The sequence below is a fragment of the Bacillus mobilis genome, from assembly GCF_001884045.1.
GTDB classification, from domain to species: domain Bacteria; phylum Bacillota; class Bacilli; order Bacillales; family Bacillaceae_G; genus Bacillus_A; species Bacillus_A mobilis.
Window position 1 is genome coordinate 140,020 of sequence record NZ_MACF01000123.1, and the last position, 24,632, is coordinate 164,651.

General features: G+C 34.8%; 21 protein-coding genes. 17 read left to right on the forward strand and 4 right to left on the reverse strand.

All coding sequences use genetic code 11. The features are described from left to right. The first annotated feature begins 206 nt into the window (after nt 1-206). From BAQ44_RS23435 to BAQ44_RS23450, 4 genes are all read left to right on the forward strand, one after another. The gene (locus BAQ44_RS23435; RefSeq protein WP_061679481.1) at nt 207-542 is read left to right on the forward strand and encodes a hypothetical protein; all 336 of its coding nucleotides are present in this window, start codon (nt 207-209) and stop codon (nt 540-542) included. Between the two features lie 232 nt (nt 543-774). Further along, entirely contained in the window at nt 775-1,482 is a 708-nt protein-coding gene (locus tag BAQ44_RS23440; protein WP_071724127.1) for an SDR family oxidoreductase, read from the forward strand. A gap of 185 nt (nt 1,483-1,667) precedes the next feature. Continuing rightward, nucleotides 1,668-2,342 (forward strand): DUF6944 family repetitive protein, encoded by a 675-nt coding sequence (locus BAQ44_RS23445; RefSeq protein ID WP_071724129.1) that lies wholly within the window; start codon nt 1,668-1,670, stop codon nt 2,340-2,342. Nucleotides 2,343-2,516: 174 nt separating this feature from the next. Further along, nucleotides 2,517-2,729 carry a YqaE/Pmp3 family membrane protein gene (locus BAQ44_RS23450; RefSeq protein ID WP_071724131.1) on the forward strand — a complete coding sequence of 71 codons (213 nt, stop codon included), beginning with the start codon at nt 2,517-2,519 and terminating at the stop codon, nt 2,727-2,729. Between the two features lie 68 nt (nt 2,730-2,797). On the opposite strand, the gene BAQ44_RS23455 is transcribed toward BAQ44_RS23450, so the two are convergent. Next, a complete protein-coding gene (locus BAQ44_RS23455) occupies nt 2,798-3,007 on the reverse strand; it encodes a KTSC domain-containing protein (RefSeq protein ID WP_063262815.1) in 210 nt (69 codons plus the stop codon). A 466-nt stretch (nt 3,008-3,473) separates the two neighbouring features. Here BAQ44_RS23455 and BAQ44_RS23460 point away from each other — a divergent pair, with 466 nt between their 5' ends. Then, nucleotides 3,474-5,978 (forward strand): PBP1A family penicillin-binding protein, encoded by a 2,505-nt coding sequence (locus tag BAQ44_RS23460; protein ID WP_071724133.1) that lies wholly within the window; start codon nt 3,474-3,476, stop codon nt 5,976-5,978. A gap of 360 nt (nt 5,979-6,338) precedes the next feature. Then, entirely contained in the window at nt 6,339-6,995 is a 657-nt protein-coding gene (locus BAQ44_RS23465) for a YdeI/OmpD-associated family protein (RefSeq protein WP_084669619.1), read from the forward strand. A 138-nt stretch (nt 6,996-7,133) separates the two neighbouring features. Here BAQ44_RS23465 and BAQ44_RS23470 read toward each other — a convergent pair whose 3' ends face one another. Next, nucleotides 7,134-7,415, reverse strand: coding sequence for a hypothetical protein (locus tag BAQ44_RS23470; RefSeq protein ID WP_061679125.1), 282 nt, complete (start codon nt 7,413-7,415; stop codon nt 7,134-7,136). Nucleotides 7,416-7,652: 237 nt separating this feature from the next. Between BAQ44_RS23470 and BAQ44_RS23475 the strand changes: the two genes are divergently transcribed. The 7 genes from BAQ44_RS23475 to BAQ44_RS23510 all read left to right on the forward strand — a co-directional run bounded on the left by BAQ44_RS23475 (nt 7,653) and on the right by BAQ44_RS23510 (nt 17,454). Beyond that, a complete protein-coding gene (locus BAQ44_RS23475) occupies nt 7,653-8,798 on the forward strand; it encodes an MFS transporter (RefSeq protein WP_071724136.1) in 1,146 nt (381 codons plus the stop codon). A 655-nt stretch (nt 8,799-9,453) separates the two neighbouring features. After that, nucleotides 9,454-10,575 (forward strand): citrate synthase, encoded by a 1,122-nt coding sequence (gene mmgD, locus BAQ44_RS23485; protein WP_071724138.1) that lies wholly within the window; start codon nt 9,454-9,456, stop codon nt 10,573-10,575. Between the two features lie 98 nt (nt 10,576-10,673). Then, on the forward strand, nt 10,674-12,110 hold the full coding sequence (gene prpD, locus BAQ44_RS23490) for a 2-methylcitrate dehydratase (RefSeq protein ID WP_000598119.1): 1,437 nt from the start codon (nt 10,674-10,676) through the stop codon (nt 12,108-12,110). Between the two features lie 18 nt (nt 12,111-12,128). Beyond that, nucleotides 12,129-13,037 carry a methylisocitrate lyase gene (gene prpB, locus BAQ44_RS23495; protein WP_071724140.1) on the forward strand — a complete coding sequence of 303 codons (909 nt, stop codon included), beginning with the start codon at nt 12,129-12,131 and terminating at the stop codon, nt 13,035-13,037. 303 nt (nt 13,038-13,340) lie between these two features. Next, a complete protein-coding gene (locus BAQ44_RS23500; RefSeq protein WP_071724143.1) occupies nt 13,341-15,050 on the forward strand; it encodes an acyl-CoA dehydrogenase FadE in 1,710 nt (569 codons plus the stop codon). 16 nt (nt 15,051-15,066) lie between these two features. Continuing rightward, entirely contained in the window at nt 15,067-15,957 is an 891-nt protein-coding gene (locus BAQ44_RS23505; RefSeq protein ID WP_063261133.1) for an NAD(P)-dependent oxidoreductase, read from the forward strand. Nucleotides 15,958-15,993: 36 nt separating this feature from the next. Beyond that, on the forward strand, nt 15,994-17,454 hold the full coding sequence (locus BAQ44_RS23510; protein ID WP_000633351.1) for a CoA-acylating methylmalonate-semialdehyde dehydrogenase: 1,461 nt from the start codon (nt 15,994-15,996) through the stop codon (nt 17,452-17,454). A 70-nt stretch (nt 17,455-17,524) separates the two neighbouring features. Here BAQ44_RS23510 and BAQ44_RS23515 read toward each other — a convergent pair whose 3' ends face one another. Next, on the reverse strand, nt 17,525-18,157 hold the full coding sequence (locus tag BAQ44_RS23515) for a LysE family translocator (protein ID WP_061679130.1): 633 nt from the start codon (nt 18,155-18,157) through the stop codon (nt 17,525-17,527). Nucleotides 18,158-18,318: 161 nt separating this feature from the next. Beyond that, nucleotides 18,319-19,374, reverse strand: coding sequence for an enoyl-CoA hydratase/isomerase family protein (locus BAQ44_RS23520; protein ID WP_063261132.1), 1,056 nt, complete (start codon nt 19,372-19,374; stop codon nt 18,319-18,321). Between the two features lie 315 nt (nt 19,375-19,689). Here BAQ44_RS23520 and BAQ44_RS23525 point away from each other — a divergent pair, with 315 nt between their 5' ends. From BAQ44_RS23525 to BAQ44_RS23540, 4 genes are all read left to right on the forward strand, one after another. Further along, entirely contained in the window at nt 19,690-19,947 is a 258-nt protein-coding gene (locus BAQ44_RS23525; RefSeq protein WP_001119406.1) for a hypothetical protein, read from the forward strand. A 184-nt stretch (nt 19,948-20,131) separates the two neighbouring features. Next, the gene (locus tag BAQ44_RS23530) at nt 20,132-20,371 is read left to right on the forward strand and encodes a DUF2584 family protein (protein WP_000667347.1); all 240 of its coding nucleotides are present in this window, start codon (nt 20,132-20,134) and stop codon (nt 20,369-20,371) included. 15 nt (nt 20,372-20,386) lie between these two features. Next, on the forward strand, nt 20,387-21,544 hold the full coding sequence (locus BAQ44_RS23535; RefSeq protein WP_071724146.1) for an exonuclease SbcCD subunit D: 1,158 nt from the start codon (nt 20,387-20,389) through the stop codon (nt 21,542-21,544). After that, nucleotides 21,541-24,630, forward strand: a complete 3,090-nt coding sequence (locus tag BAQ44_RS23540) for an SbcC/MukB-like Walker B domain-containing protein (protein ID WP_071724148.1) — start codon at nt 21,541-21,543, stop codon at nt 24,628-24,630. The genes BAQ44_RS23535 and BAQ44_RS23540 overlap by 4 nt, the downstream gene beginning before the upstream one ends. The last annotated feature ends 2 nt before the right edge of the window (nt 24,631-24,632 follow it).

Here is a 24,632-nt window from a genome sequence, read left to right on the forward strand (position 1 = left end):
TTTCACCCGCTTTACAATCATTTGTTAACACTACTATATGGTTTTATAGTCCAAATGGTTCATGTAACAAAAATTGTGGAATAGTAAAACGTTTGAAGTGTAGCTTAATCCTACAATAAAAGTATGTTAAAATTAATGTAAGGTCGATTAATTTTAAAAAACAATTGTATAATTAATATATACGAAATCAAAGGAGGCAAAATGTAATGAATAATGTTATAAAAAAAGTAGATTTAACAGATGCAAAATCAAGTAATCTTGTTGCACTTATTTATAGCAATGAAGTTATATTGGTTGAAGAAGCATTTTGTCCAAATGAAATTAAATTAAAGTTTAATGAAATTGCAATTTTATCGGCTATTAAAACAGCACATATAATGAAAGTATCCATCAGAAAAGAACTGGAAGCAATTTTTCATGACACTGGTGTTTTATTTGTGAAGCATAGTATTGATTATGGCAATAGTCAATCTATCACTATGCATTTTGAACAATTCAAAAAGTTGCAAAATGAGATTGAGAATTTAAACAAAAGTAGATAATCTAGGTGTAGCTTATATGTATCGGTGTAAGAAATGTGGGAAAAAGAAGCGGAAATATAAAAGCAATAACGAAATAAATAATGATGTTTTTGATATATAAGCATGAGTAACTGTTATGGTTACTCTTTTTGTTTACATAAAAAATCCTTCTAAAGTATGAAATGAGCTGATACTTTAGTAAATGGCTGAATGAAAAGGAAGAGTGTAAAATGTTGTAAAGGAGGAGAGATATTTGAAGCGAAACGAAATTGGGAAAATTGTAATGATTACAGGAGTGACGCAAGGGTTAGGTCGTGCAATGGTTGATCGATTTCATGAATTGGGATGGACTATATATGGCTGTGGGCGTTCAAAAGATAAAATTGAAGAATTGAAAAAATATTACGGTCATATACATGATTTTCAAATAATTGATGTTTCAGACTCCCAGCAAGTAAGTAGTTGGGCAAATTATACACTGCATAGACATAGAGCACCTGATTTATTAATAAATAATGCATCGATTGTTAATAAAAATGCGCCACTGTGGAAAGTAACAGCTCAAGAATTCGAAAATGTAATGAATGTAAACGTAAATGGTGTAGTAAATGTAATTAGGGCATTTGTCCCAGCGATGGTAGCTAGGAAAGAAGGAATGATTATTAATATGAGTTCTAGTTGGGGCCGGGAGGGAGAAGCTGAGCTGGCGCCATATTGTGCCTCAAAGTTTGCAATTGAAGGTATCACGAAATCTATGGCACTTGAGTTACCCAATGGTATGGCTGTTGTTGCTTTAGATCCAGGCGGGAGCATTAGCACTCCAATGCTGTATTCATGTGCACCACAGTATGTAAATGACTCACCCACACCTGAAATGTGGTCACGTAATGCGATTAAATATATATTAAATATAACAATAGATAAAAATGGATCTTCATTGACATGCCCAGAATGTATGTAAATATACATTGAATTAGCATATTTTCAGTGATACACACTTTGTATAAAAAGTACCTTAAAGGTGCTTTTTTGTATTTTTAACACATTATAGAATGCACAAAATTACATGTGGAAAATAAATATGAGAAAGAGGATGTCATTTATGTATTTCGAAAGCGATAGAAAATTTCTAAATAGGTGATAAGAATGAATCCAAGCGGTTTAAAAGTGACGGGAGCATGGTATCAAGTAGGTGGAAATCTTACGGCGGCTATTGGGGCGACAAGAGGATTTATTGGAGAAGAGAAAGTTGAATCAGATCTTGTAATTGTAGGAAGCTCGTTACAAGCCCTCGGGTATATATTACAAATTATAGCGAGTAATGATACCGAAGAGGAAGGCGAAAAAGAAAATCAAAATATATGTTTGGAGAATAAAAGTGAAATGCTCGATAAAATGGGCATTGAGTTATTAGCGTTAGGGAATATATCCAATGTAATAGGAACATATTTTAATATAAATGAACAATTGAAAGAGAATGATTATCTCATTATTGTCGGGAACAGTTTACAATCGATAGGAGCTTTTTTAGGAGTCGAAGCAGCTTTGCTTCAAATGAAAGCGATACAAAGAATTATAATACTAGGCAATTCTTTGCAAAGTTTAGGTGCTGGACTTCAAGCGTATCAAGGTATTATTAATGTATCAAAGAACGAAATAGAACATGAAGACAGTATGGTTGATAAGAAGAATGAGAAGATAATAGCACTCATTGGTATTTGGATACAAGCGATAGGAACTGCTATTTCTGCGATTGGATTCACTATCATAGAGAAAGAAGAAAGATTAGAAAAAAATAAAAGTATGAAATTATTCATGTAAAGGAGGTATGTAAAATTTCAATTTTACATACGTAGAAAAGTTGAAATAGTAGGTTTTTTTGCATTGGAATAGAATATATAACAGTAGAACAGTTATTAGATGAAATACAAAGATAATTGGTTTTATTAGTGTATGAAGAGAGATAAAAAATACAAAACAAGGAGTTTTCAAGAGATGATGTATTTATTGGCAATTCTTCTTCCACCTGTAGCCGTATTATTTTGCGGCAAACCATTTCAAGCGATAATTAACTTCATATTAACATTAATATTTTGGGTTCCAGGAGTTATACATGCGATATTAATTGTACATGATAAAAAAGCAGATCGGCGTTTGAAAAAACAAATTCGAGCATATGGTGAAATGAATAAGAGGGATAGACGCTAGCTGAGTCGGGAAATAATTTCAAAAAGAAAGGAGGACTACCGCCTTTCTTTTTTTCATTCTGTTCAAGTTTAAATTTTAGTATAGCGGTAAGAATTTTTAATATAAGTATTGTGATAATTAGTTTTAGATTGTGCGCTTAATAAACCAGTGTAAATGTTTTCAGGCACATTAAAGAAATCATACATTCCACTCTTTAATTGAATGCGTAAAATCATTGAAAAAGGATTATAGCCAACAGCAACTATACTTTTTGAAATCACGGGAGATAGCTTCATCATTATGGAATTCCTCACTTTTCATTTTTAATAATCTCTTGTAGGTATTGGGGTTCTGGTGTTGAAATCCATATAATTAAAGAGGTATTATACTTATATGCAATATATTAAATGTTCGTTATACGTAATTATAAGGAAGTTCACACGAAGTACATATCGTTGTGCTATTTTTATTTCACCTTTGATTTATAAATAAGAAAATATTGACCATTTGAAAAAAAGGTATATTATTTATACGAGGTATGAAAAATTCACTTTTTACATTCTATGCTTAAAGGGGCAGCATTATTAGGAAAAATAGAAGTGAAAATAGTTTGTATAAGAAGTATTCTAAAATTTATAATCTGTGAATTAGGAAAATATTGAATGCTCCAGGTCAATATACTTTCTTAATTAAATTCAGTTTAGAAAGTGACCTCAATATTTTTAAGTAAATCAACGGGAGAATTGAAAGGCAGGAGAAAGTAACATGTCAGAAAATTATCGTTCTCGAGAGGAGCGACGACAAGTTAAAAAGAAAAAACAGCCAGCTTCTAAAACACAAAAACCAAAAGGGAAAACATCATTTTTTCGTAAGTTTTTAATTACTTGTTTATTACTTGGTATTGTTGGTTTAGTGGCGGGGGTTGCTACCTTCTTCGTCATGATTAAGGATGCACCAAAACTTGAGAAAGCAAAACTTGTTAATCCGTTATCCTCAAAAATTTATGATAAAAATGGCGATTTGGTATATGAATACGGGAAAGAGAAACGGACGAATGTTACGTATGATCAAATACCTAAATTAGTAGAAAATGCATTTTTAGCAACAGAGGATGCACGCTTTTATGAGCATAGCGGAGTAGACTTTAAAGGTACTGCCCGTGCTGTGTTAGTGAGTCTTAAAGGAGATTACGGCTCACAAGGTGGAAGTACAATAACACAACAGGTTATTAAAAACTACTTCTTATCGATGGAAAAAACATCAAAACGTAAAGTTCAAGAAGTATATTTAGCGTATAAGCTAGAACAACAGTATTCAAAACATGAAATTTTAGAAATGTATTTAAATAAAATTAATTTAGGAAACCGTTCATATGGAATCGCAACTGCGGCACAAAATTACTATGGTAAAGAATTAAAAGAGTTAACATTACCAGAAGTTGCGATGCTTGCAGGTTTGCCGAAAGCACCTAATAACTACGATCCAACAAAAACGGAAAATATTCAAAGGGCAACAGAAAGAAGAAATGTTGTACTAGGATTAATGAATCGACATGGCTATATTACGAAGGCAGAAATGGAAGAAGCTTCGAAAGTTGAAGTGACAAAGGGACTTAAGACAGCAACGGAACTTCAAGCAATGCCACATACTGCATTTATGGATGCAGTAGTGAAAGAAGTAGAAAAGGAAATACCAGATGTCAATATTGGATCAGATGGTTTAGAGATCTATACAACATTAGACCCGAAAGCACAGGAATTTGCGGATAAGATTTTAAATGAAAATATTATTAATTATCCAAATGATAAATTCCAAGGTGCTTTCACATTTATGGATACGAAAACAGGTGAAGTTCGTGCTATAGGTAGTGGGCGTGGTGAAAATAAAGCAGTATTTAAAGGTCATAATATGGCAATTGATTTAGATCGTGCAGCTGGTTCGACGATGAAGCCAATCTTTGATTACGGCCCTGCTATTGAATACTTAAAATGGGCTACGTATCATCAAATTGATGATTCTCCATTTAAATATTCAACTGGACAAGAACTTCGAAATGCGGATAGAAGTCATTTAGGTCCAATTACTATGCGTGAAGCATTAAAAATGTCACGTAACGTTCCAGCAGTTAAAACTGCAAAAGAAGTAGGACTTAATAAATCGAAGGAATTCTCTGAGAAATTAGGTATTACATTTGATAAAGCGCCAGCAGAATCTACAGCTATTGGTACAAACGAAGTATCACCAACTGAAATGGCGGGTGCTTATGCGACATTTGGTAATGGTGGAAAGTATGCAAAACCGCATTTTGTTAAGAAAGTAGTTTATCCAGACGGCAAGTCACAAAGTTTTGAGCAAAAACCAAAACAAGTTATAGCTGACTCTACAGCATATATGATTACTGATATGCTTCGTTCAGTAGTGACATCAGGTACTGGTACAGCGGCAAATATAAGTTCTTTAGATGTAGCTGGAAAAACAGGTACAACAAACTATGCTTCAAAACAATTAGCTCAATATAACATTCCAGAAAGTGCAACTCGTGATAGTTGGTTTGCAGGTTATACGCCGCAATATACGATGGCAGTATGGACTGGGTATATGAAAGATGGTAAAGACGAGTATATTAGTAGTAAAAATACGAAAATTGCACAGTTGATCTTTAAAGAAATGATGAGCGAGATGGCTACAGATAAATCAAGATTTAAAATGCCAAGTAGTGTAATTCAAGAAGGTAGTGAGCTGCGTATAAAAGGGGAAAAACGTGATTCTTCTCCAAATACGAGCGTACCGGATACAACGGAACAACCTAAACAAGATCAACAGCAAAAAACTGAAGAAGAGAAAAAGCAAGAAGAATTAAAGAAACAAGAAGAGCTTAAAAAACAAGAAGAACAAAAGCAACAAGAGGAACTGAAGAAGCAAGAAGAACAAAAGAAACTAGAAGAGCAAAAGAAACAAGAAGAACAACAGAAACAAAATGAAGGAAATGGCCAAGGAAATACAACACCTCCAGCAAATAACGGAGGAGGCCAAGGAAATACAACACCTCCAGCAAATAATGGAGGAGGCCAAGGAAATACAACACCTCCAGCAAATAACGGAGGAGGCCAAGGAAATACGACACCTCCAGCAAATAATGGAGGAGGCCAAGGAAATACGACACCTCCAGCAAATAATGGGGGAGGTCAAGGGAATACAACTCCACCAGCGACCACACAACCAGATACTGGCGGGAATGCAGGAGAAGCTCCTGCTAATAATGGGCAATAAGAAGATTTTATAAAAAATTAAAAAGCACTTAAGATTTGTAAAAATTACATTCTTAAGTGCTTTTTTCGTTTAAATTAGAAAGTCAAAATATTCTTTAGCACTTTACTACAGAAATTTACTATAGTAAGCATTTTTAGGGGAGAAGGAATCAATAGTTGTTATGTAAAATCACTAAATAGTTTTCTCCTAGAGAGAGTTTTTTAATTGTTTCCATACTATTAGTTGACGAGTTTTATAAGTTCTTTTACACTTGGATATGTGAATTTCAGTGAAAATAGAGAGTTGTCTTCTTACATATGTGCTGAAAAAGTATGTATGCAAAGTTTTATATGATTTGAAGAGGTAGACGGACGTTTTATATTGACAAACAGCAGATTGAATCCTAAAGTTGATGAATTTTTAAATAGCTCAAAAAAGTGGAGAGAAGAATACGAGAAGTTAAGAAGTATTGTTCTTGATTGTGAATTAACGAAAGATTTTAAGTGGATGCATCCTTGCTACACGTTCGCGAAAAAAAACATAGTTTTAATTCATGGATTTAAAGAATATTGTGCGCTTCAGTTTCATAAAGGTGCATTTTTGCAGGATACTCATAAGATTTTAGTCCAACAAACGGAAAATACACAGGCGGCGCGTCAGATTCGGTTTATTAATATACAAGAAATAATTGAAATGGAATCCATTTTGAAGAAATATATTACTGAAGCTATTGAAGTTGAAAAAAGAGGTTTGAAAATAGAAAAGAAAGAGTATAAAGAAATTATAATTCCAGAAGAGCTTCAAAATAAATTTGATGAAATACCTACTTTTAAAGTTGCCTTTGAGTCACTTACACCGGGGCGCCAAAGAGCATATATCCTTTATTTTTCGCAAGCTAAACAAACTAAAACTCGAACATCCAGAATAGAAAAATATATGGAGAGGATTTTGGGTGGCAAGGGACTAAATGATTGTACGTGCGGGTTGTCTCAAAAAGGGACTAATTGTGATGGATCACATAAATCTTTGAAACAGTAAGATTTGTAGTTAAATCTTTTATTAGCAGTGTATTTATATTTGTAGATTACATAAAAAGTCGAATTCCGAGTTACTAGGAATTCGACTTTTTGTATATTGAAAATAAATTGACATATTATTTTCGCTAAAATGATGCATTTAGATGTTAAAGGTACCGTAGAAATTTTGGAAGTAAATAGAAGGGAAATGATAAAAAACTTGAGCCTGAGGTAGTGGAGGATAACTTTGGCTATGGAAGGTGGTGCTACTTGGATGTGTGCCATGATGCCAAAATGATGGGGTGACTTGACCGGGAATTTGATATTGTTGCCAAGTTGCGGGAAGTTCAATTCCTACATCGGAACTAGCCGTATGTACGGCTGGAACGTGTATTTCGGGGGTTGAAGGAACGACGACTGTTACTCTTGAAGATACCCACATAAAATAATCACTCCTAAGTTGTGATAATAAAGTAGTATATTCTTTTCACACATATAAAGGTACATATCGATAGGACTTTAGGCTAAGGTATACGTATTAAGTTGTAAGACCAATTGAAATGGGTAGTGGACCATTTATTATAAAAAGATACGTCTATTTACGGAGGGCAAAGGGATTAAGAAAATGTAAAATGGAGGTGTTAATTGCAAGAACATACGTATTTATGGAGGAATTTTAATGGAACGATTATGGACGAAATCATTTATTCAAATGACTTTCGCAATGTTATTTTTATTTACAGGATTTTATTTACTAGTTCCAACGCTACCTCTTTTTATTAAAGAGATAGGTGGCAATGAATCACAAGTTGGACTCATGATGGGAATGTTTACAATAGCAGCAGTTGTAATACGACCGATTATCGGAGGAATGTTAGATCAATATGGTAGAAGATCTTTTATTATTTTCGGACTCATCTTTTTTGGGATAACGATGTATTCTTATAATTTAGCGTCGACAATTGTCCTTTTAGCTGTTTTGCGGGTTATTCATGGGGTAACATGGGCTGTTTCTACAACAGCTGTTGGAACAGCGATAACTGATATTATTCCAGATTCACGCCGTGGTGAGGGGATGGGATGGTACGGGATGGCTATGACAATTGCAATGGCAATCGGCCCAATGATTGGATTATCGGTTGTACAACATTATTCATTTTACGGCCTATTCTTGTTAGCGACTCTTTTATCCTTTATGGCAGTTCTATTATCGTTCATGACGAAAATGCCATTCACACCTCAAAAAGAAAAAGGGAAAATGCAGTTGTTTGAAAAATCAGTTCTAACAATTACGATTGTTGTTTTCTTTTTATCATTTGCATATGGAGGGATTACGACATTTCTACCGCTATTTGCATCGTCAATTGATGTGAATCCTGGGACATTCTTTCTTGTATATGCAGTTGCTTTAACAATTGTACGACCAATTTCAGGAAAACTATTAGATAAGTATGGTGAAGTATTTATCATACTCCCGGCACTATGCATTACTATTATCGCAATAGTTGTATTAACACTTTCAAATAGTTTAATGGGTGTAATTATCGCCGCTGTATTATACGGTGTTGGATTCGGTTCAGCACAGCCGGCATTGCAAGCAGCGATGATTACAATTGTTGATCCGAGTAAAAGAGGAGTTGCTAACGCTTCGTTCTTTACTGCATTTGATCTAGGGATTGGACTTGGTGCGATTTTACTTGGAGTTGTTTCGCAAATGTTTGGTTACCGTATTTTATTTGCAGGTAGTGCAATTTCAGGGTTACTTGCTTTAATTATTTTTGTTGTTTTTGTAAAACAGAGATTAGGTAAAAAAGAATTTGCGTAAACGGAAGTAACCAGGATGAAAATTTCAATTGAATGTAACGATTTGCAATGGTTAAAGGATAATATATTAATAGTTCAATTCAGCCTGACTATTCTTTAGAGATAGTTTCTGAGAAATCAGAAGGGGAAATCGTATCAGTTGAGAAAGAATACATTCTATTTTAGGGGATGTTTATAATCTTTAATACTTTAAAAACTATCATATAGTTGAATCTTACTATGAGGAAACGAAAGAAATTTAATTTAATTATGTAAAATAATAACTTTTTTAAAAATAAATAAGTTTTATATAAGAATTATATTGATGAGATAGTGAAATAAATTTCATGTAGAAACGAGTTGTATATGTATACAACCCGTTTTTTTTATTTTCTTAAAAAAATCGGGTGAATGATATATTCTGTAGGATTTTCTAAGTCATCTTTATATTTTATTTTAATAAGACACGCAAAGAAGTCTGTCCTTTCTTTATAAAATATGAAAATTATTTTTGAAAAATTGTATTGTTACATCGGTAAAAGTATAGGAAACTTATCATTATAAAATAAATTGAAATCTTCTAAAAACTCTGATACATTGAAATAGAAATGTAGTTCCACAGTATTGTAAAGGCTTACAGTTATGTGCACGAAGATCTATTAGGATTGGAGGAAATAATGATGAAAGCTGAAGAAAAATTTTCCCCGGGATTAGATGGTATAGTGGCAGCGGAAACGAAAATCTCGTTTCTTGACACAGTGAAAGGTGAAATTGTAATTCAAGGGTATGATTTAATCGAACTCTCAAAAACAAAAGAGTATTTAGACATTGTGCACCTTTTATTGGAAGAACATCTACCAAATGAGGATGAAAAAGCAAAACTTGAAAAGAAATTAAAAGAAGAATACGCGGTACCAGAAGGTGTATTCAACGTATTAAAGGCATTACCGAAAGAAACGCACCCGATGGATGGATTGCGTACAGGTGTGTCCGCATTAGCTGGTTACGATAATGATATCGAAAACCGCTCTTTAGAGGTAAACAAAAGCCGCGGGTACAAATTATTGAGTAAAGTACCAAACATTGTAGCGAATAGCTATCATATTTTAAATAATGAAGACCCAATTCAGCCACTTAAAGAATTATCATATAGTGCGAATTTCTTCTATATGTTAACAGGTAAAAAACCAACTGAACTTGAGGAGAAGATCTTTGATCGTTCCCTTGTTTTATATAGTGAACATGAAATGCCAAACTCTACATTTACAGCGCGCGTTATTGCATCAACGCAATCCGACTTATATGGTGCTTTAACAGGTGCAGTTGCATCTTTAAAAGGTAGCTTACACGGCGGTGCAAACGAAGCGGTTATGTACATGCTTTTAGAAGCTGGTAATGTTGAGAAATTTGAAGAGTTGTTACAGAAGAAACTATATAACAAAGAAAAAATTATGGGCTTTGGACATCGTGTGTATATGAAGAAGATGGATCCAAGAGCACTGATGATGAAGGAAGCTTTAAAGCAGTTATGTGATGTAAAAGGTGATTATACACTATATGAAATGTGTGAAGCTGGAGAAAAGATTATGGAGAAGGAAAAAGGAATTTATCCAAATCTTGATTATTATGCAGCGCCAGTATATTGGATGCTTGGTATCCCAATTCAACTTTACACACCAATCTTCTTTAGCTCTAGAACAGTGGGACTATGTGCGCACGTAATTGAGCAACATGCGAACAATCGATTGTTCCGTCCACGTGTAAATTATATTGGCGAGCGACATGTACTTAGTAAATAAGAACAACTGGGGAGTTGTTTCCGCCGCCCGCCAGATGGGTGTTTGACCGACACCCATCATTAATAATAACGAATTTTCGACAGAAAGGGAAGAATAGCATGATTAAAACAAATGAAATTAAACAAAAAGATGCATTATTAGAAGAAATTGCGGATTATGTATTAAATAAAGAGGTAACTAGTGCAGAAGCATTCAGTACTGCTCGTTACGTATTACTTGATACACTTGGATGTGGAATTTTAGCATTACAATATCCAGAATGTACGAAATTACTAGGACCAGTTGTTCCAGGAACAATCGTGCCAAATGGTACTCGTGTACCAGGTACGTCATATGTACTTGATCCAGTGAAAGGTGCATTTAATATCGGATGTATGATCCGTTGGTTAGACTATAACGATACTTGGCTTGCAGCAGAATGGGGACATCCATCTGATAACTTAGGCGGAATTTTAGCAGTTGCAGATTATATTAGCCGTGTTCGTATTTCAGAAGGAAAAGAACCATTAAAAGTACGTGAAGTATTAGAAATGATGATTAAAGCACATGAAATTCAAGGTGTACTTGCTTTAGAAAACAGCTTAAACCGTGTCGGTCTTGACCACGTATTATATGTAAAAGTAGCAACAACTGCTGTAGTTGCAAAAATGCTTGGCGGAACACGTGAAGAAATCTTTAATGCATTATCACATGCATGGATTGATAATTCTAGTCTTCGTACATATCGTCATGCACCAAATACTGGCTCACGTAAATCATGGGCAGCAGGTGATGCAACAAGCCGCGGTGTTCATCTTGCAATGACTGCTCTAAAAGGTGAAATGGGTTATCCAACAGCTTTATCTGCACCAGGCTGGGGATTCCAAGATGTATTATTTAATAAACAAGAATTAAAGTTAGCAAGACCATTAGAGTCATATGTAATGGAAAATGTATTATTTAAAGTTTCATATCCAGCAGAGTTCCATGCACAAACAGCTGCAGAGTGTGCTGTGAAATTACACCCAGAAATTAAAGAAAGATTAGAAGAAATTGATCGTATTACAATTACAACTCATGAGTCAGCAATCCGTATTATTGATAAAGAAGGTCCATTAAATAACCCAGCTGATCGTGATCATTGTTTACAATACATTACGGCAATTGGTTTATTAAAAGGAGATATCGTTGCGGACGATTATGAGGATGCAGTAGCAAATGATCCACGTGTAGATGAATTACGTAATAAGATGGTTGTTGTTGAAAACAAACAGTACAGTTTAGATTACCTTGACCCGAACAAGCGCTCAATCGCCAACGCTGTTCAAGTCCATTTCAAAGATGGCACTGTAACAGAAAACGTGGAATGTGAATATCCACTTGGTCACCGTTTCCGTAGAGACGAAGCAATTCCAAAAGTTGTTCAAAAATTCACTGCAAATATGGCAGGTCATTATTCTAGTAAGCAACAAGAACAAATTCATGAAGCTTGTTTAAATGAAGAGAAACTAGAAAATATGAATGTAAACGAATTTGTAGATCTATTCTTAATTTAATAATAGGGGGAATTTAGAATGGCTTGGGTTGTGAATAAACAGTCAACACAAGAGGAGCTCGCGAATCGCTTCCGAGCTTTAGTAGAAGCACCTGAAATTTTGCAAATTCCAGGTGCTCATGATGCAATGGCAGCTTTAGTTGCGAGAAATACAGGATTTTCAGCTCTTTATTTATCAGGAGCTGCTTATACTGCAAGTAAAGGGCTACCTGATTTAGGAATCGTGACGTCTACTGAAGTAGCAGAAAGAGCAAGAGATCTAGTAAGAGCTACAGACTTACCAGTTCTAGTTGATATTGATACAGGATTTGGCGGTGTATTAAACGTAGCGAGAACAGCTGTAGAAATGCTAGAAGCGAACGTTGCGGCTGTTCAAATTGAAGATCAACAATTACCAAAGAAATGTGGACATTTAAATGGTAAGAAACTCGTTACGACAGAAGAATTAGTTCAAAAGATTAAAGCGATTAAAGAAGTTGCACCAAGCTTATATATTGTGGCACGTACAGATGCTCGCGGTGTAGAAGGCTTAGATGAAGCGATCGAAAGAGCGAACGCCTATGTAAAAGCAGGTGCAGATGCGATATTCCCTGAAGCGCTTCAATCAGAAGAAGAGTTCCGTCTATTTAATAGTAAAGTTAATGCACCTTTACTTGCGAATATGACTGAGTTCGGAAAAACGCCGTATTATAGTGCAGAGGAATTTGCAAATATGGGCTTCCAAATGGTTATTTATCCTGTAACTTCACTTCGCGTTGCAGCGAAAGCATATGAGAATGTGTTTACTTTAATTAAGGAAACAGGTTCTCAAAAAGATGCACTTTCAAGTATGCAAACGAGAAGTGAGTTATATGAAACAATTTCATATCATGACTTTGAAGAATTAGATATTGGAATTGCAAAAACAGTATTATCAGAGGATCAATAGATAAAGTGAAACTTTAATCAGTGGGGGCTTCATCCCCCACTGATTATTAGCCCTCACCAATCGGACTTTAATGGGCAGCCCGACCCCCGCATAACTTCTTTGCTTTCGCTGAATTTTGAGGCGAGGGTATTACTGCCCATTAAAGCGGGATAAAACAACTAAGGCGATGAGAATACATCTTTGGCAAAAAGAACTGCTTGATGTGAATATTCATCGCCTTCTGTTTTCAAAAATAAGATATTCCACTCATCGTAGACGAGCATATGTAGTAGAAAATAAAGCCGAAATGATAGGGGGATTCAGATGGAGAAAACGAAGTTACCGTGGGATGAATTTTTTTCACTTAATAAAGATGTGAATCATACTTTCTTTACGCCAGAAGATTTTTCAGGAGATGAAGATTTAATCGCAAAAACGACAGAACAATTCGTTAAACAAGAAATTGTTCCACAAATGGAGAATATTGAACAACAAAACTATAAAGTTTCTCGTCAATTATTTGAGAAAGCTGGAGAACTTGGATTATTAAGTATCGAGGTCCCAGAAGAGTACGGTGGATTTGAGTTAGGAAAGGCAGTTTCAGGGCTTGTAGCAGAAAAAATGGGATACGCTGGTGCATTTAGCGTTTCATTTAATATACACGCAGGTGTAGGTACATTGCCTTACATATATTACGGAACGAAAGAACAAAAAGAAAAATATTTGCCGAAAATTGCATCGGGAGAATGGATTGGAGCTTATGCTCTAACTGAGCCGAATGCTGGTTCTGATGCTTTAAGTGCAAAAACGAGTGCAGTATTAAATGACGATGGTACTGCTTGGAAGTTGAATGGTGAGAAGCAATGGATTACAAATGCTCATATGGCAGATGTATACGTTGTTTTTGCGAAGACAAATAAAGGAATGACAGCGTTTATTGTCGAAAGAACATGTGAAGGTGTATCCATTGGACTAGAAGAAAAGAAAATGGGGATTAAAGGCTCATCAACCGCTACTCTTATTTTAGAAGATGTTGTCATCCCTGCAGAAAATGTTTTAGGGGAAGTTGGGAAAGGGCATCATGTAGCTCTTAATATTCTTAACTTCGCTAGACTTAAGCTTGCTTTTGGAAATATTGGAACAGCAAAACAAGCAATTGGTTTGTCGGTTCAATATGGAAAAGAGCGAAAACAGTTCCAAACGGAATTAGTAGATTTTACGATGATTCAAGAGAAAATTGCAAATATGATCATTGCTACATATGGTGCAGAAAGTGCAGCTTATCGTACAGCGGGTGTAATTGATGAAGCAATTCATGAGAGTGATGAAGATCTTATGAAGAAAATGTCTCAATTTGCAATTGAATGTGCACTTAATAAAGTAAATGCTTCTGAAACACTAGGCCATATCGTAGATGAAGCTGTACAAATCCATGGTGGTTATGGTTATATGCAAGAGTACGAGGTAGAACGATTATATCGTGATGCTAGAATTAGTCGTATTTTTGAAGGAACGAACGAAATTAATAGGTTAACAGTTGCCAAAATGTTAATGAAGCAAATGGAACAAATTGAGGATACAGAAGTAGAGATTGATGTAGCAAATGTCGAAAGAAACCATCGTTACATTTTATTAGCGAAAAAATTGTTGAAACAATCTTTGAAAACGCTCTCTAAAACTCCAGGATTAAAAATTGATCAAGAGCAAGAATATTCACGTGTATTATCAAATATGTTAACGGACGTGTACGTCATGGAATCAGCATTTTTACGTACGAGTAAAGCCGTTAGTAAAAATGGTGAAGAGAAAGAGCGTACGAAACAAATGATAACTGACGTTATTTGTGAAGAAGGCTATCGCAAAGTAGAAGAAGCGGCGATTTCTATACTTTCAGCGGCTGTCACAGAAGAACAAGATAGACACGTGATTTTAACTGAAATTCGTCAATTATTAGTGCCTTTATACACGAACGTATTTACAAAAAAGAGAGAAGTTGCGAAAGCTATTATAAATCGCGGAAAGTATATTGTGTAAATAGGAGGAAAGCGATATGAAAAAGATTGGTTTTATCGGTTTAGGTAACATGGGTCTTCCGATGTCTAAAAATTTAGTTAAATCAAGTTACACTGTGTATGGCGTGGATTTAAATAAAGAGGCTGAAGCTTCCTTTGAAAAAGAAGGAGGAATTATTGGCTTATCAATCTCAAAACTAGCAGAAACATGCGATGTGATTTTTACAAGTTTACCTTCACCTCGCGCTGTTGAAGCGGTATATTTTGGCGAAGAAGGATTATTTGAAAATAGTCACTCGAATGTAGTTTTAATTGATACAAGTACTGTATCTCCACAGTTAAACAAACAGTTAGAGGAAGCTGCGAAGGAAAAGAAAGTAGACTTTTTAGCAGCACCTGTTAGTGGTGGGGTAATTGGAGCTGAAAACCGTACATTAACGTTTATGGTTGGTGGATCAAAAGAGGTATATGACAAAACAGAATCTATCATGGGCGTACTAGGCGCGAACATTTTCCATGTTAGTGAGCAGATTGATAGTGGTACAACTGTTAAATTAATTAATAACCTATTAATTGGTTTTTATACAGCTGGCGTAAGTGAAGCTTTAACATTAGCGAAAAAGAATAATATGGATTTAGATAAAATGTTTGATATTTTAAATGTAAGTTACGGTCAAAGTAGAATTTATGAGCGCAATTATAAAAGTTTCATTGCATCAGAAAACTACGAGCCAGGCTTTACTGTAAATTTATTAAAGAAAGATTTAGGATTTGCAGTAGATTTAGCGAAAGAAAGCGAACTTCACTTACCAGTTAGCGAAATGCTATTAAATGTATATGAAGCAGCAAGTGAAGCTGGGTACGGTGAAAATGATATGGCAGCTTTATATAAGAAAGTTAGTGAACAGTTAATTTCTAATCAAAAATAATAGACTTAAATACATCATAAAAAAGGAGAGAATATAATGATTACAACTGAAATTAAACGAGTAAAAAATCATATTAATGGTGAGTGGGTAGAATCTACTGGTACAGAAGTAGAAGCAGTTCCAAATCCGGCGACTGGAAAAATTATCGCTTACGTTCCGCTATCTCCGAAAGAAGATGTTGAAAAAGCTGTTGAAGCGGCAAAAGCAGCATACGAAACATGGTCTAAAGTACCAGTTCCGAATCGTTCAAGACAATTGTATAAATATTTACAGCTTTTACAAGAAAACAAAGAAGAGCTTGCTAAAATCATTACGCTAGAAAATGGTAAAACATTAACGGATGCAACTGGTGAAGTACAGCGTGGTATCGAAGCGGTAGAACTTGCAACATCAGCACCAAATTTAATGATGGGACAAGCTCTTCCGAATATTGCTAGTGGCATTGATGGATCGATTTGGCGTTATCCAATTGGAGTTGTTGCGGGTATTACACCGTTTAATTTCCCAATGATGATTCCATTATGGATGTTCCCACTTGCAATTGCTTGCGGTAATACGTTCGTATTAAAAACATCTGAAAGAACGCCACTTTTAGCAGAGCGACTTGTAGAGTTATTCTATGAAGCTGGTTTTCCAAAAGGAGTATTAAATTTAGTACAAGGCGGAAAAGATGTTGTAAATAGCATTTTAGAAAATAAAGATATTCAAGCTGTTTCGTTCGTTGGATCTGAGCCGGTAGCTCGTTACGTTTATGAAACAGGTACGAAACACGGGAAACGTGTACAAGCGTTAGCTGGTGCGAAAAACCATGCGATTGTAATGCCAGATTGCAATCTTGAGAAAACAGTGCAAGGTGTAATTGGATCTGCATTCGCAAGTAGTGGAGAGCGCTGCATGGCATGTTCAGTAGTAGCGGTAGTAGATGAAATTGCTGATGAATTCATCGACGTACTAGTAGCAGAGACGAAGAAGTTAAAAGTAGGTGATGGTTTCCACGAAGATAATTATGTTGGACCATTAATTCGTGAATCTCATAAAGAGCGTGTACTAGGCTATATTAATAGCGGTGTAGCAGATGGAGCAACTTTATTAGTAGATGGCCGTAAAATTAAGGAAGAAGTTGGAGAAGGTTACTTTGTAGGTGCGACAATCTTTGATGGTGTAAATCAAGAAATGAAAATTTGGCAAGATGAAATCTTTGCTCCAGTATTAAGCATTGTAAGAGTTAAAGATTTAGAAGAAGGTATTAAACTTACAAATCAATCTAAATTTGCAAATGGTGCGGTTATTTATACGTCAAATGGTAAGCATGCACAAACGTTCCGTGATAACATCGATGCTGGTATGATCGGTGTAAACGTAAACGTTCCAGCACCAATGGCATTCTTCGCATTTGCAGGAAATAAAGCTTCATTCTTTGGAGATTTAGGTACAAATGGTACAGATGGTGTACAATTCTATACACGTAAAAAAGTTGTAACTGAGCGCTGGTTTTAATAAATAGTAGACAGCCAGATCAGTTATTAAATGAAAACCACCACTAGGAATAGTGGTGGTTTTCATTTTGTTAATTATTTTTTTCAAAAGCTAGTTTAATACCAAAACCAATTAAGACGATTCCCGTTAACCCTTGAATATAACGTTGCGTCTTCGGTTTTTTCATAAAAGCACTAATTTTATCAATTAAAAATATATAAAAAGCGAACCAAATAACTGTTAAAACGAGGTAAGTAAGGCCCATTACGAGAAGCTGGATAAACGTATTATGATTTGGATTTAAAAATTGCGGTAAAAAGGTTAAAAAGAAGACTGCAACTTTAGGGTTTAATAAATTTGTAAGAAACCCTTGGCGAAAGCAAGAAGTGTGTTCGTTTTCGTTATGCAAAGGTAAATCGTTCGTATCGACACTTTCTTTGTTTCTTACTGCTAAAAGGGCTTTAATACCAATATAAATTAAATATAGAGCTCCAACGTACTTGAAAATAGAGAATAAAAGAGCTGACTTTACAATAAGTGCGGATAGTCCGATTACTGCTGCTAACGTATGAATCAAAAGTGCAATACATGTGCCGAACACGGTTTTTACTCCACCCATCTTACCGGCAACTAATGTGTTTTTCGTGGCCATGGCAGTATCAGGGCCAGGTAAAATAATAAGACAAATAGACATAATGATGAAAAGAAAAAAGTTTTCAATCATAGTCGCTCCTCCTTTTTTATTTTTAGAATATTTGATTAAAAATAGTGTAGCACATATTTCGATTTAATAAAATTAAATTTTATTAAAAATTATTAAATAGGAAAGAGGCTATATAGTCGCGTAATGACACGACTATATAGCCTCAGTTTAACGGGGATGATTTATGCATTAAGTAAGTTAAAGAATCGATTTACATCTTCTTCTGAAACATCACTTAACTGCTTATATTTATAATTCGGATTTTGATCTTTATCAACGACAACAGAGCGTACTCCTTCGAAGAAATCCGCATGTCTCATGAAATTTTTAGCAAGTACAAGGTCGGTAGCGAAACATTCTTCAACCGACTTATCTTGGCCATCAATAAACTGTTTTAATGTTACTTTTAACGAAATAGGTGATTTTGATAATAGCGTTTCTTTCGTTTCTAAAGCAAAGGCACTTGGATCTTTCTCCAATGAATAGATGATCTCTTCAATTGTATCGAAAGCAAAATGTGAAGTAATTTCTTCTAATGAAGGAGCAAGCTCGCTTTCTAAGTTTGGAGCAGTTGCAAATGTACGAATGACTTCTTTTAAATTAGTATGTACATCATCTTCTTTATGCCAATTTATACTTTCCAGTTCAGTAAGGAAATTTGGTAATGAATCAGATGTCATAAAGTAATCAGCAGCGTTTATGAATAAAACGTCAGCAGCTTTTAAAATAGATGCCGTTAAAGCAACATAGCGGCCAGCAAACCCTGGAGCTTTATTTAAGAAATAAGCAGCACCAACGTCCGGGAAGAAGCCGATATTCATCTCGGGCATTGCCCATTTCGTACGCTCAGTTACAATTCGATATTTCGCACCATTTGTAAGACCGACACCTCCGCCCATTACAATTCCATCTAAACAAGCGATGATTGGTTTTTTATATTGATAAATATATGTATCAATTTCATACTCTTCTTCAAAAAAACGTTCCGCATGCTGTAATGCAGCTTCATTTGAACGTGCTTCATAAAGAGTTTTAATGTCACCGCCTGCACAAAAACCTTTTGTGCCAGCTCCTTTTAAAACGATAAGCGCAATTCGCTCGTCATTTTCCCATTCTTTCAGTTTTTGCCCAATTGGTTGTAACATGTCATAAGATAAAGAATTAAGTGCTTTTGGGCGGTTTAAAGTAATTGATGCAACTCCGTTTTCACTAACAGAAAATAAAACGTGTTCAGTCATAATTCATCCTCCCTTACATATCTTCTTATTCTTAATTCTTGATACGTACTGAAATGTCCTTTATAAACTTTGTCTAAAGTTGGCGATACATGTTAATTTGCCAAATGCATATTTTGACGAGTTATATTTGCAGGATTTCGGAGGTTGACAATGAATATTACAACATTACTGTAATTGTAATTATTTGAAGTTATCATGATAAACACGCTATTATATAGGTGTAAATTGTACATAATCACCTTAAAAAGGGTATTTGAAATGATTAGGATAAAAGAAATATTACTTTTATTAGAAATAGAGAAAGGAGAAATCGGAATGCCAGGACCTTTACTGTTGTCGGTGATTATTTTGTCTTCTTTAATGATAGGGATAACTCAGTTTTTTCATCATACAGATACGACAGAGGAAGTGAAGGATAAAGTACGTCTCGTATTTCCGATTTTTATCATATCTATTTCTTTTTGTATTTTATTAAATAAGGATGGGTACATTGTCGCTGTATTTTCATTTTTTGTAGCGATTGTTTTAATTACAGTTTTATATTATGTAATGAAAGACTTTATACAAAAATAAAGATGTCCCATGCGACATTTTTATTTTTGAAACAAATAAAATTTCACATACCGTATTATATGTTAAAAATAAAAAGCATATAGCGATAGAAAAGTATGTACTTTACCGTGTATTTACTTGTCAATCTTGCATAGCCAATATACTATTAATAGTGTAGAGATTAGAAAAAGGGGTTGTATCTATCATGAAATTTGAGATGCACACAAAAATTATTTCAAATGAAAAAGAAGTAAGGTTACATATAGAAGAAAACATATTTCAATTAAAATTGGATGGTTATCACTTATTTACAGTTCAAGAAATATTACCTTTATATAAATCAAATGAAGAAAGAATTGGTAGCGCAATGATACAAAAGTTAGAGTGGGAGAACGGAAAAACTACTATAAACTATCAACTCGTATCACTAAAATCAGTAAATTAAAAGGAGCAGGACAATATGAAGTTATTTCATACAGCGGATTGGCATTTAGGAAAGCTTGTTCATGGCGTGTATATGACTGAAGATCAAAAGATTGTATTAGATCAGTTTGTACAAGCTGTTGAAGAAGAAAAACCAGATGCTGTAATTATTGCAGGCGATTTATATGACCGCGCAATTCCACCAACAGAAGCAGTAGACTTATTAAATGATGTGTTACAAAAAATAGTGATTGATTTACAAACGCCAGTTATTGCGGTTGCAGGTAACCATGATAGTCCTGATCGTATTCATTTTGGTAGTAGTTTAATGAAGAAACAAGGATTATTTATTGTGGGACAATTTCAATTTCCATATGATCCAATTATATTAAATGATGAACATGGTGAGGTTCACTTCCATCTCATTCCATATGCTGATCCAAGCATAGTTAGACACGTATTGAAAAATGAAGACGTACGTTCACATGATGATGCGATGCGTATTTTTATGAATGAGCTTTCTGAGACGATGGATAAAGAAGCTAGACATGTATTTGTAGGTCATGCATTTGTAACTTCTGCGGGAGAAGCAGAGGAGAATACAAGTGATGCAGAACGACCACTTTCAATTGGTGGTGCTGAATACGTAAATAGTCATTATTTTGATAAGTTTCATTACACAGCGCTTGGACATTTACATCAAGCGCATTTCGTACGTAATGAAACAATTCGATATTCAGGTTCGCCACTTGCATATTCTATTTCTGAAGAAAAACATAAAAAAGGCTATTATATTGTAGAATTGGGCGAGCAAGGTGAAGTAACAATTGAAAAAAGGTTACTTACACCACGCCGTAAAATGCGAACAGTAGAAGCAAAAATAGATGAATTGTTACAACATCCAATAAGTGAAGATTACGTATTTGTAAAATTATTAGATGAAAATCCTGTCTTGCAGCCAATGGAAAAAATACGCTCTGTATATCCAAATGCAATGCATGTTGAAAGATCTATTCAAAGACGAGAGTTCACAGAGTCAAATGAAGTAACAGTTTCAAGACATAAAACGGATGATTTATCGCTATTAAAGGCTTTTTATAAAGAAATGAAAGGCTTAGATTTATCAGAAGAGAAAGAACGTCTATTTGTAGAGGTACTACAAACAGTGCAAGAACGGGAAGGTGAACGAGGATGAGACCGATTCAGCTTATTATGACAGCATTTGGACCATATAAACAGAAAGAAGTAATCGATTTTAACGATCTTGGAGATCATCGTATTTTCGCCATTTCTGGGAATACAGGAGCTGGAAAGACAACGATTTTTGATGCGATTTGTTATGTGTTATATGGTGAGGCAAGTGGAGAAGAACGTAGTGATACGAGCATGCTACGCAGTCAATTTGCTGATGATAATATGTATACTAGTGTAGAACTAACCTTTCAGCTAAAAGGGAAACGTTATGAAATAAAACGACAACTTGGACATAAAAAACAAGGGAACAAAACGATTACGGGACATGCAGTAGAATTATATGAAGTGATGGGTGAAGAGAAGGTTCCAGCCGTTGATCGTTTTCATGTAACGGATGTAAATAAAAAAGTGGAAGATTTAATTGGTTTAAGTAAACATCAATTTAGCCAAATTGTTATGTTACCGCAAGGGGAATTCCGAAAACTATTAACATCTGAGACAGAAAACAAAGAAGAAATTTTGCGTCGTATTTTTAAAACGGATCGTTATAAGTTAATGCGTGAATTACTTGATCAAAAACGAAAACAATGGAAAGACGTCTTACAAGAAAAACAGAAAGAGCGAGAGTTATACTTCCGTAATGTTTTTAAATTACCAATCCGAGATGGATCATTATTAGAGACATTAGTGGAACAAGAACATGTAAATACGCATCAAGTAGTAGAAGCATTAGAACAAGAAACAGATGTGTATAAGGCAGAAGTTGAGCAATTACAAGTAGAACAAGAAGTTCAAACGAAGCAATTAAAAGATGCTGAAACACGTTTTCATGCAGCTAAATCTGTAAATGAGAAATTTATAGATTTACAACAAAAGAATGAGAAATATAATACTTTACAAGAAAACCGTACAGTTATTGAAATGAAAGAAACATTTTTTAAACGTGCGGAAGAAGCGAAGCGCTTATTACCATTTGAACAATGGTACGAAGAAGCAATACAAAATGAGCAGAAGGCTGAAAGTTTGTTAAAACAGATAATCGCCAAAAAAGATAATATAACGAATAGCTTTGAACTAGCTCAGGAGAAATATGAAGCAGTAAAAAATAAAGAGCCTGAGAGAGAAGATGCAAAAAAACTTGTTCAAAGGTTAGAAGAATTACAACCGATTATTGCATCATTAGCTGAGAAACAGTTGAATTTACAAAATGCAGAAATTCAAGTAGGGAAATTAAAAGAAGGTATGCATAACTTAGAGCGACAATTAGACGAGCATACAAGTCAAAAAAAGCAAATGTCTGGTGAATTACAGCAATTAGAACGAGCGCTTGAGCAATATGTAGATAAAGTAGAAGAACTAACGAATATGCGAGAAGATGCAAAAGTTTTAAAGCAAGCATATGATGTTTGGCAAGAAAAACAAAAATTCGAGCAAGAAAAAGAAGCGGCATATAATAAGATGCAAATGGCAGTGAACGCATATGAAAATATGGAACGCCGCTGGTTAAGTGAACAAGCTGGAATATTAGCTCTTCATCTACATGATGGCGAATCTTGTCCAGTATGTGGGAGTACGGACCATCCGAAAAAAGCTACAGAGCAAAGTGATGCGAGTGATGAAAAAGAGTTAAATGATTTAAGAGATAAGAAGAATACCGCTGAAAAATTACATGTTCAATTAGAGGAGAAATGGAATTTCTATCACCTTCAATATGAGCAAGTAATAGAAGAGGTTAAGAAGCGAGGCTATCGCTCGGAAGAATTAGCTGAAACATATAGTGCGCTTGTTCAAAAGGGAAAACAATTAGTAACTGAAGTGAATACGTTAAAAGCAAGCGAAGAAACGCGTAAGCAAACTGCTGTGAATATAAAAAGCGTAGAAGAAAAAGTGGATGCACTTCAGAAGCAACAGCGTGAGGTAGAAACAGAGCAGCACCGTATAGAAATGGAGTGTATGCAGCTTCGTACGTCATATGAACATGATAAGAAAAATATTCCTGAAAACTTACAAACAGTCCAAGCTTGGAAAGTCCAGTTTGACCAAGCTATGCATCAACTCAAATTAATGGAGGATGAATGGAAGAAAGTGCAGGAAGCGTATCAACATTGGCAAAATGAAAATATACGAATTCAAGCAGAACAGGAAAGTGCTTCTAATCAATTTGAAAGTACAAAATTGAAGAAAGAAGAGACTTTCGTGCGCTTTATGAAAGAGCTTGAACAGAGCGGATTTACAGATCAATCTACGTATAAAGAAGCTAAATTAAATGATGCCGAGATGGAGATGTTACAAAAAGAAATTCAAAGCTATTATTCATCTCTTGAAGTACTTGCAAAACAAATTGAAGAGTTACGTGCTGAATTAAAAGATAAAGAGTATATGGATATTACAGCGTTAGGTGAACATATAAAAGATTTAGAAATAAATCTTGATATCATTAAAGAAAAACGTCAACGTGCGCAAAATGCAGTAACATATATTTCTGATTTACATGAAAATATTAGACGTATTGATGAGCAAATTCATGAGGAAGAAAAAGCTTTCCAAGAACTTGTTGATTTATATGAAGTAATGAAAGGTGATAACGAAAGCCGTATATCATTTGAACGCTACATCTTAATTGAGTATTTAGAACAAATTGTTCAAATTGCAAACGAACGATTACGTAAATTATCAAATGGACAATTTTATTTAAAACGAAGTGAACGAGTTGAAAAGAGAAATCGTCAAAGTGGCTTAGGATTAGATGTATACGACGCATATACTGGCCAAACACGCGATGTAAAAACATTATCTGGCGGCGAGAAATTTAATGCATCACTTTGTTTAGCGCTTGGAATGGCAGACGTCATTCAAGCATATGAAGGTGGTATTTCCATCGAAACGATGTTTATCGACGAAGGCTTTGGTTCATTAGATGAGGAGTCATTAACAAAAGCGGTAGACGCCTTAATTGACTTACAAAAGTCAGGCCGATTTATCGGTGTCATCTCACACGTTCAAGAACTGAAAAACGCAATGCCGGCTGTATTAGAAGTAACGAAGCAGAAGGATGGGTGTAGTCAGACAAGGTTTGTGGTGAAGTAATT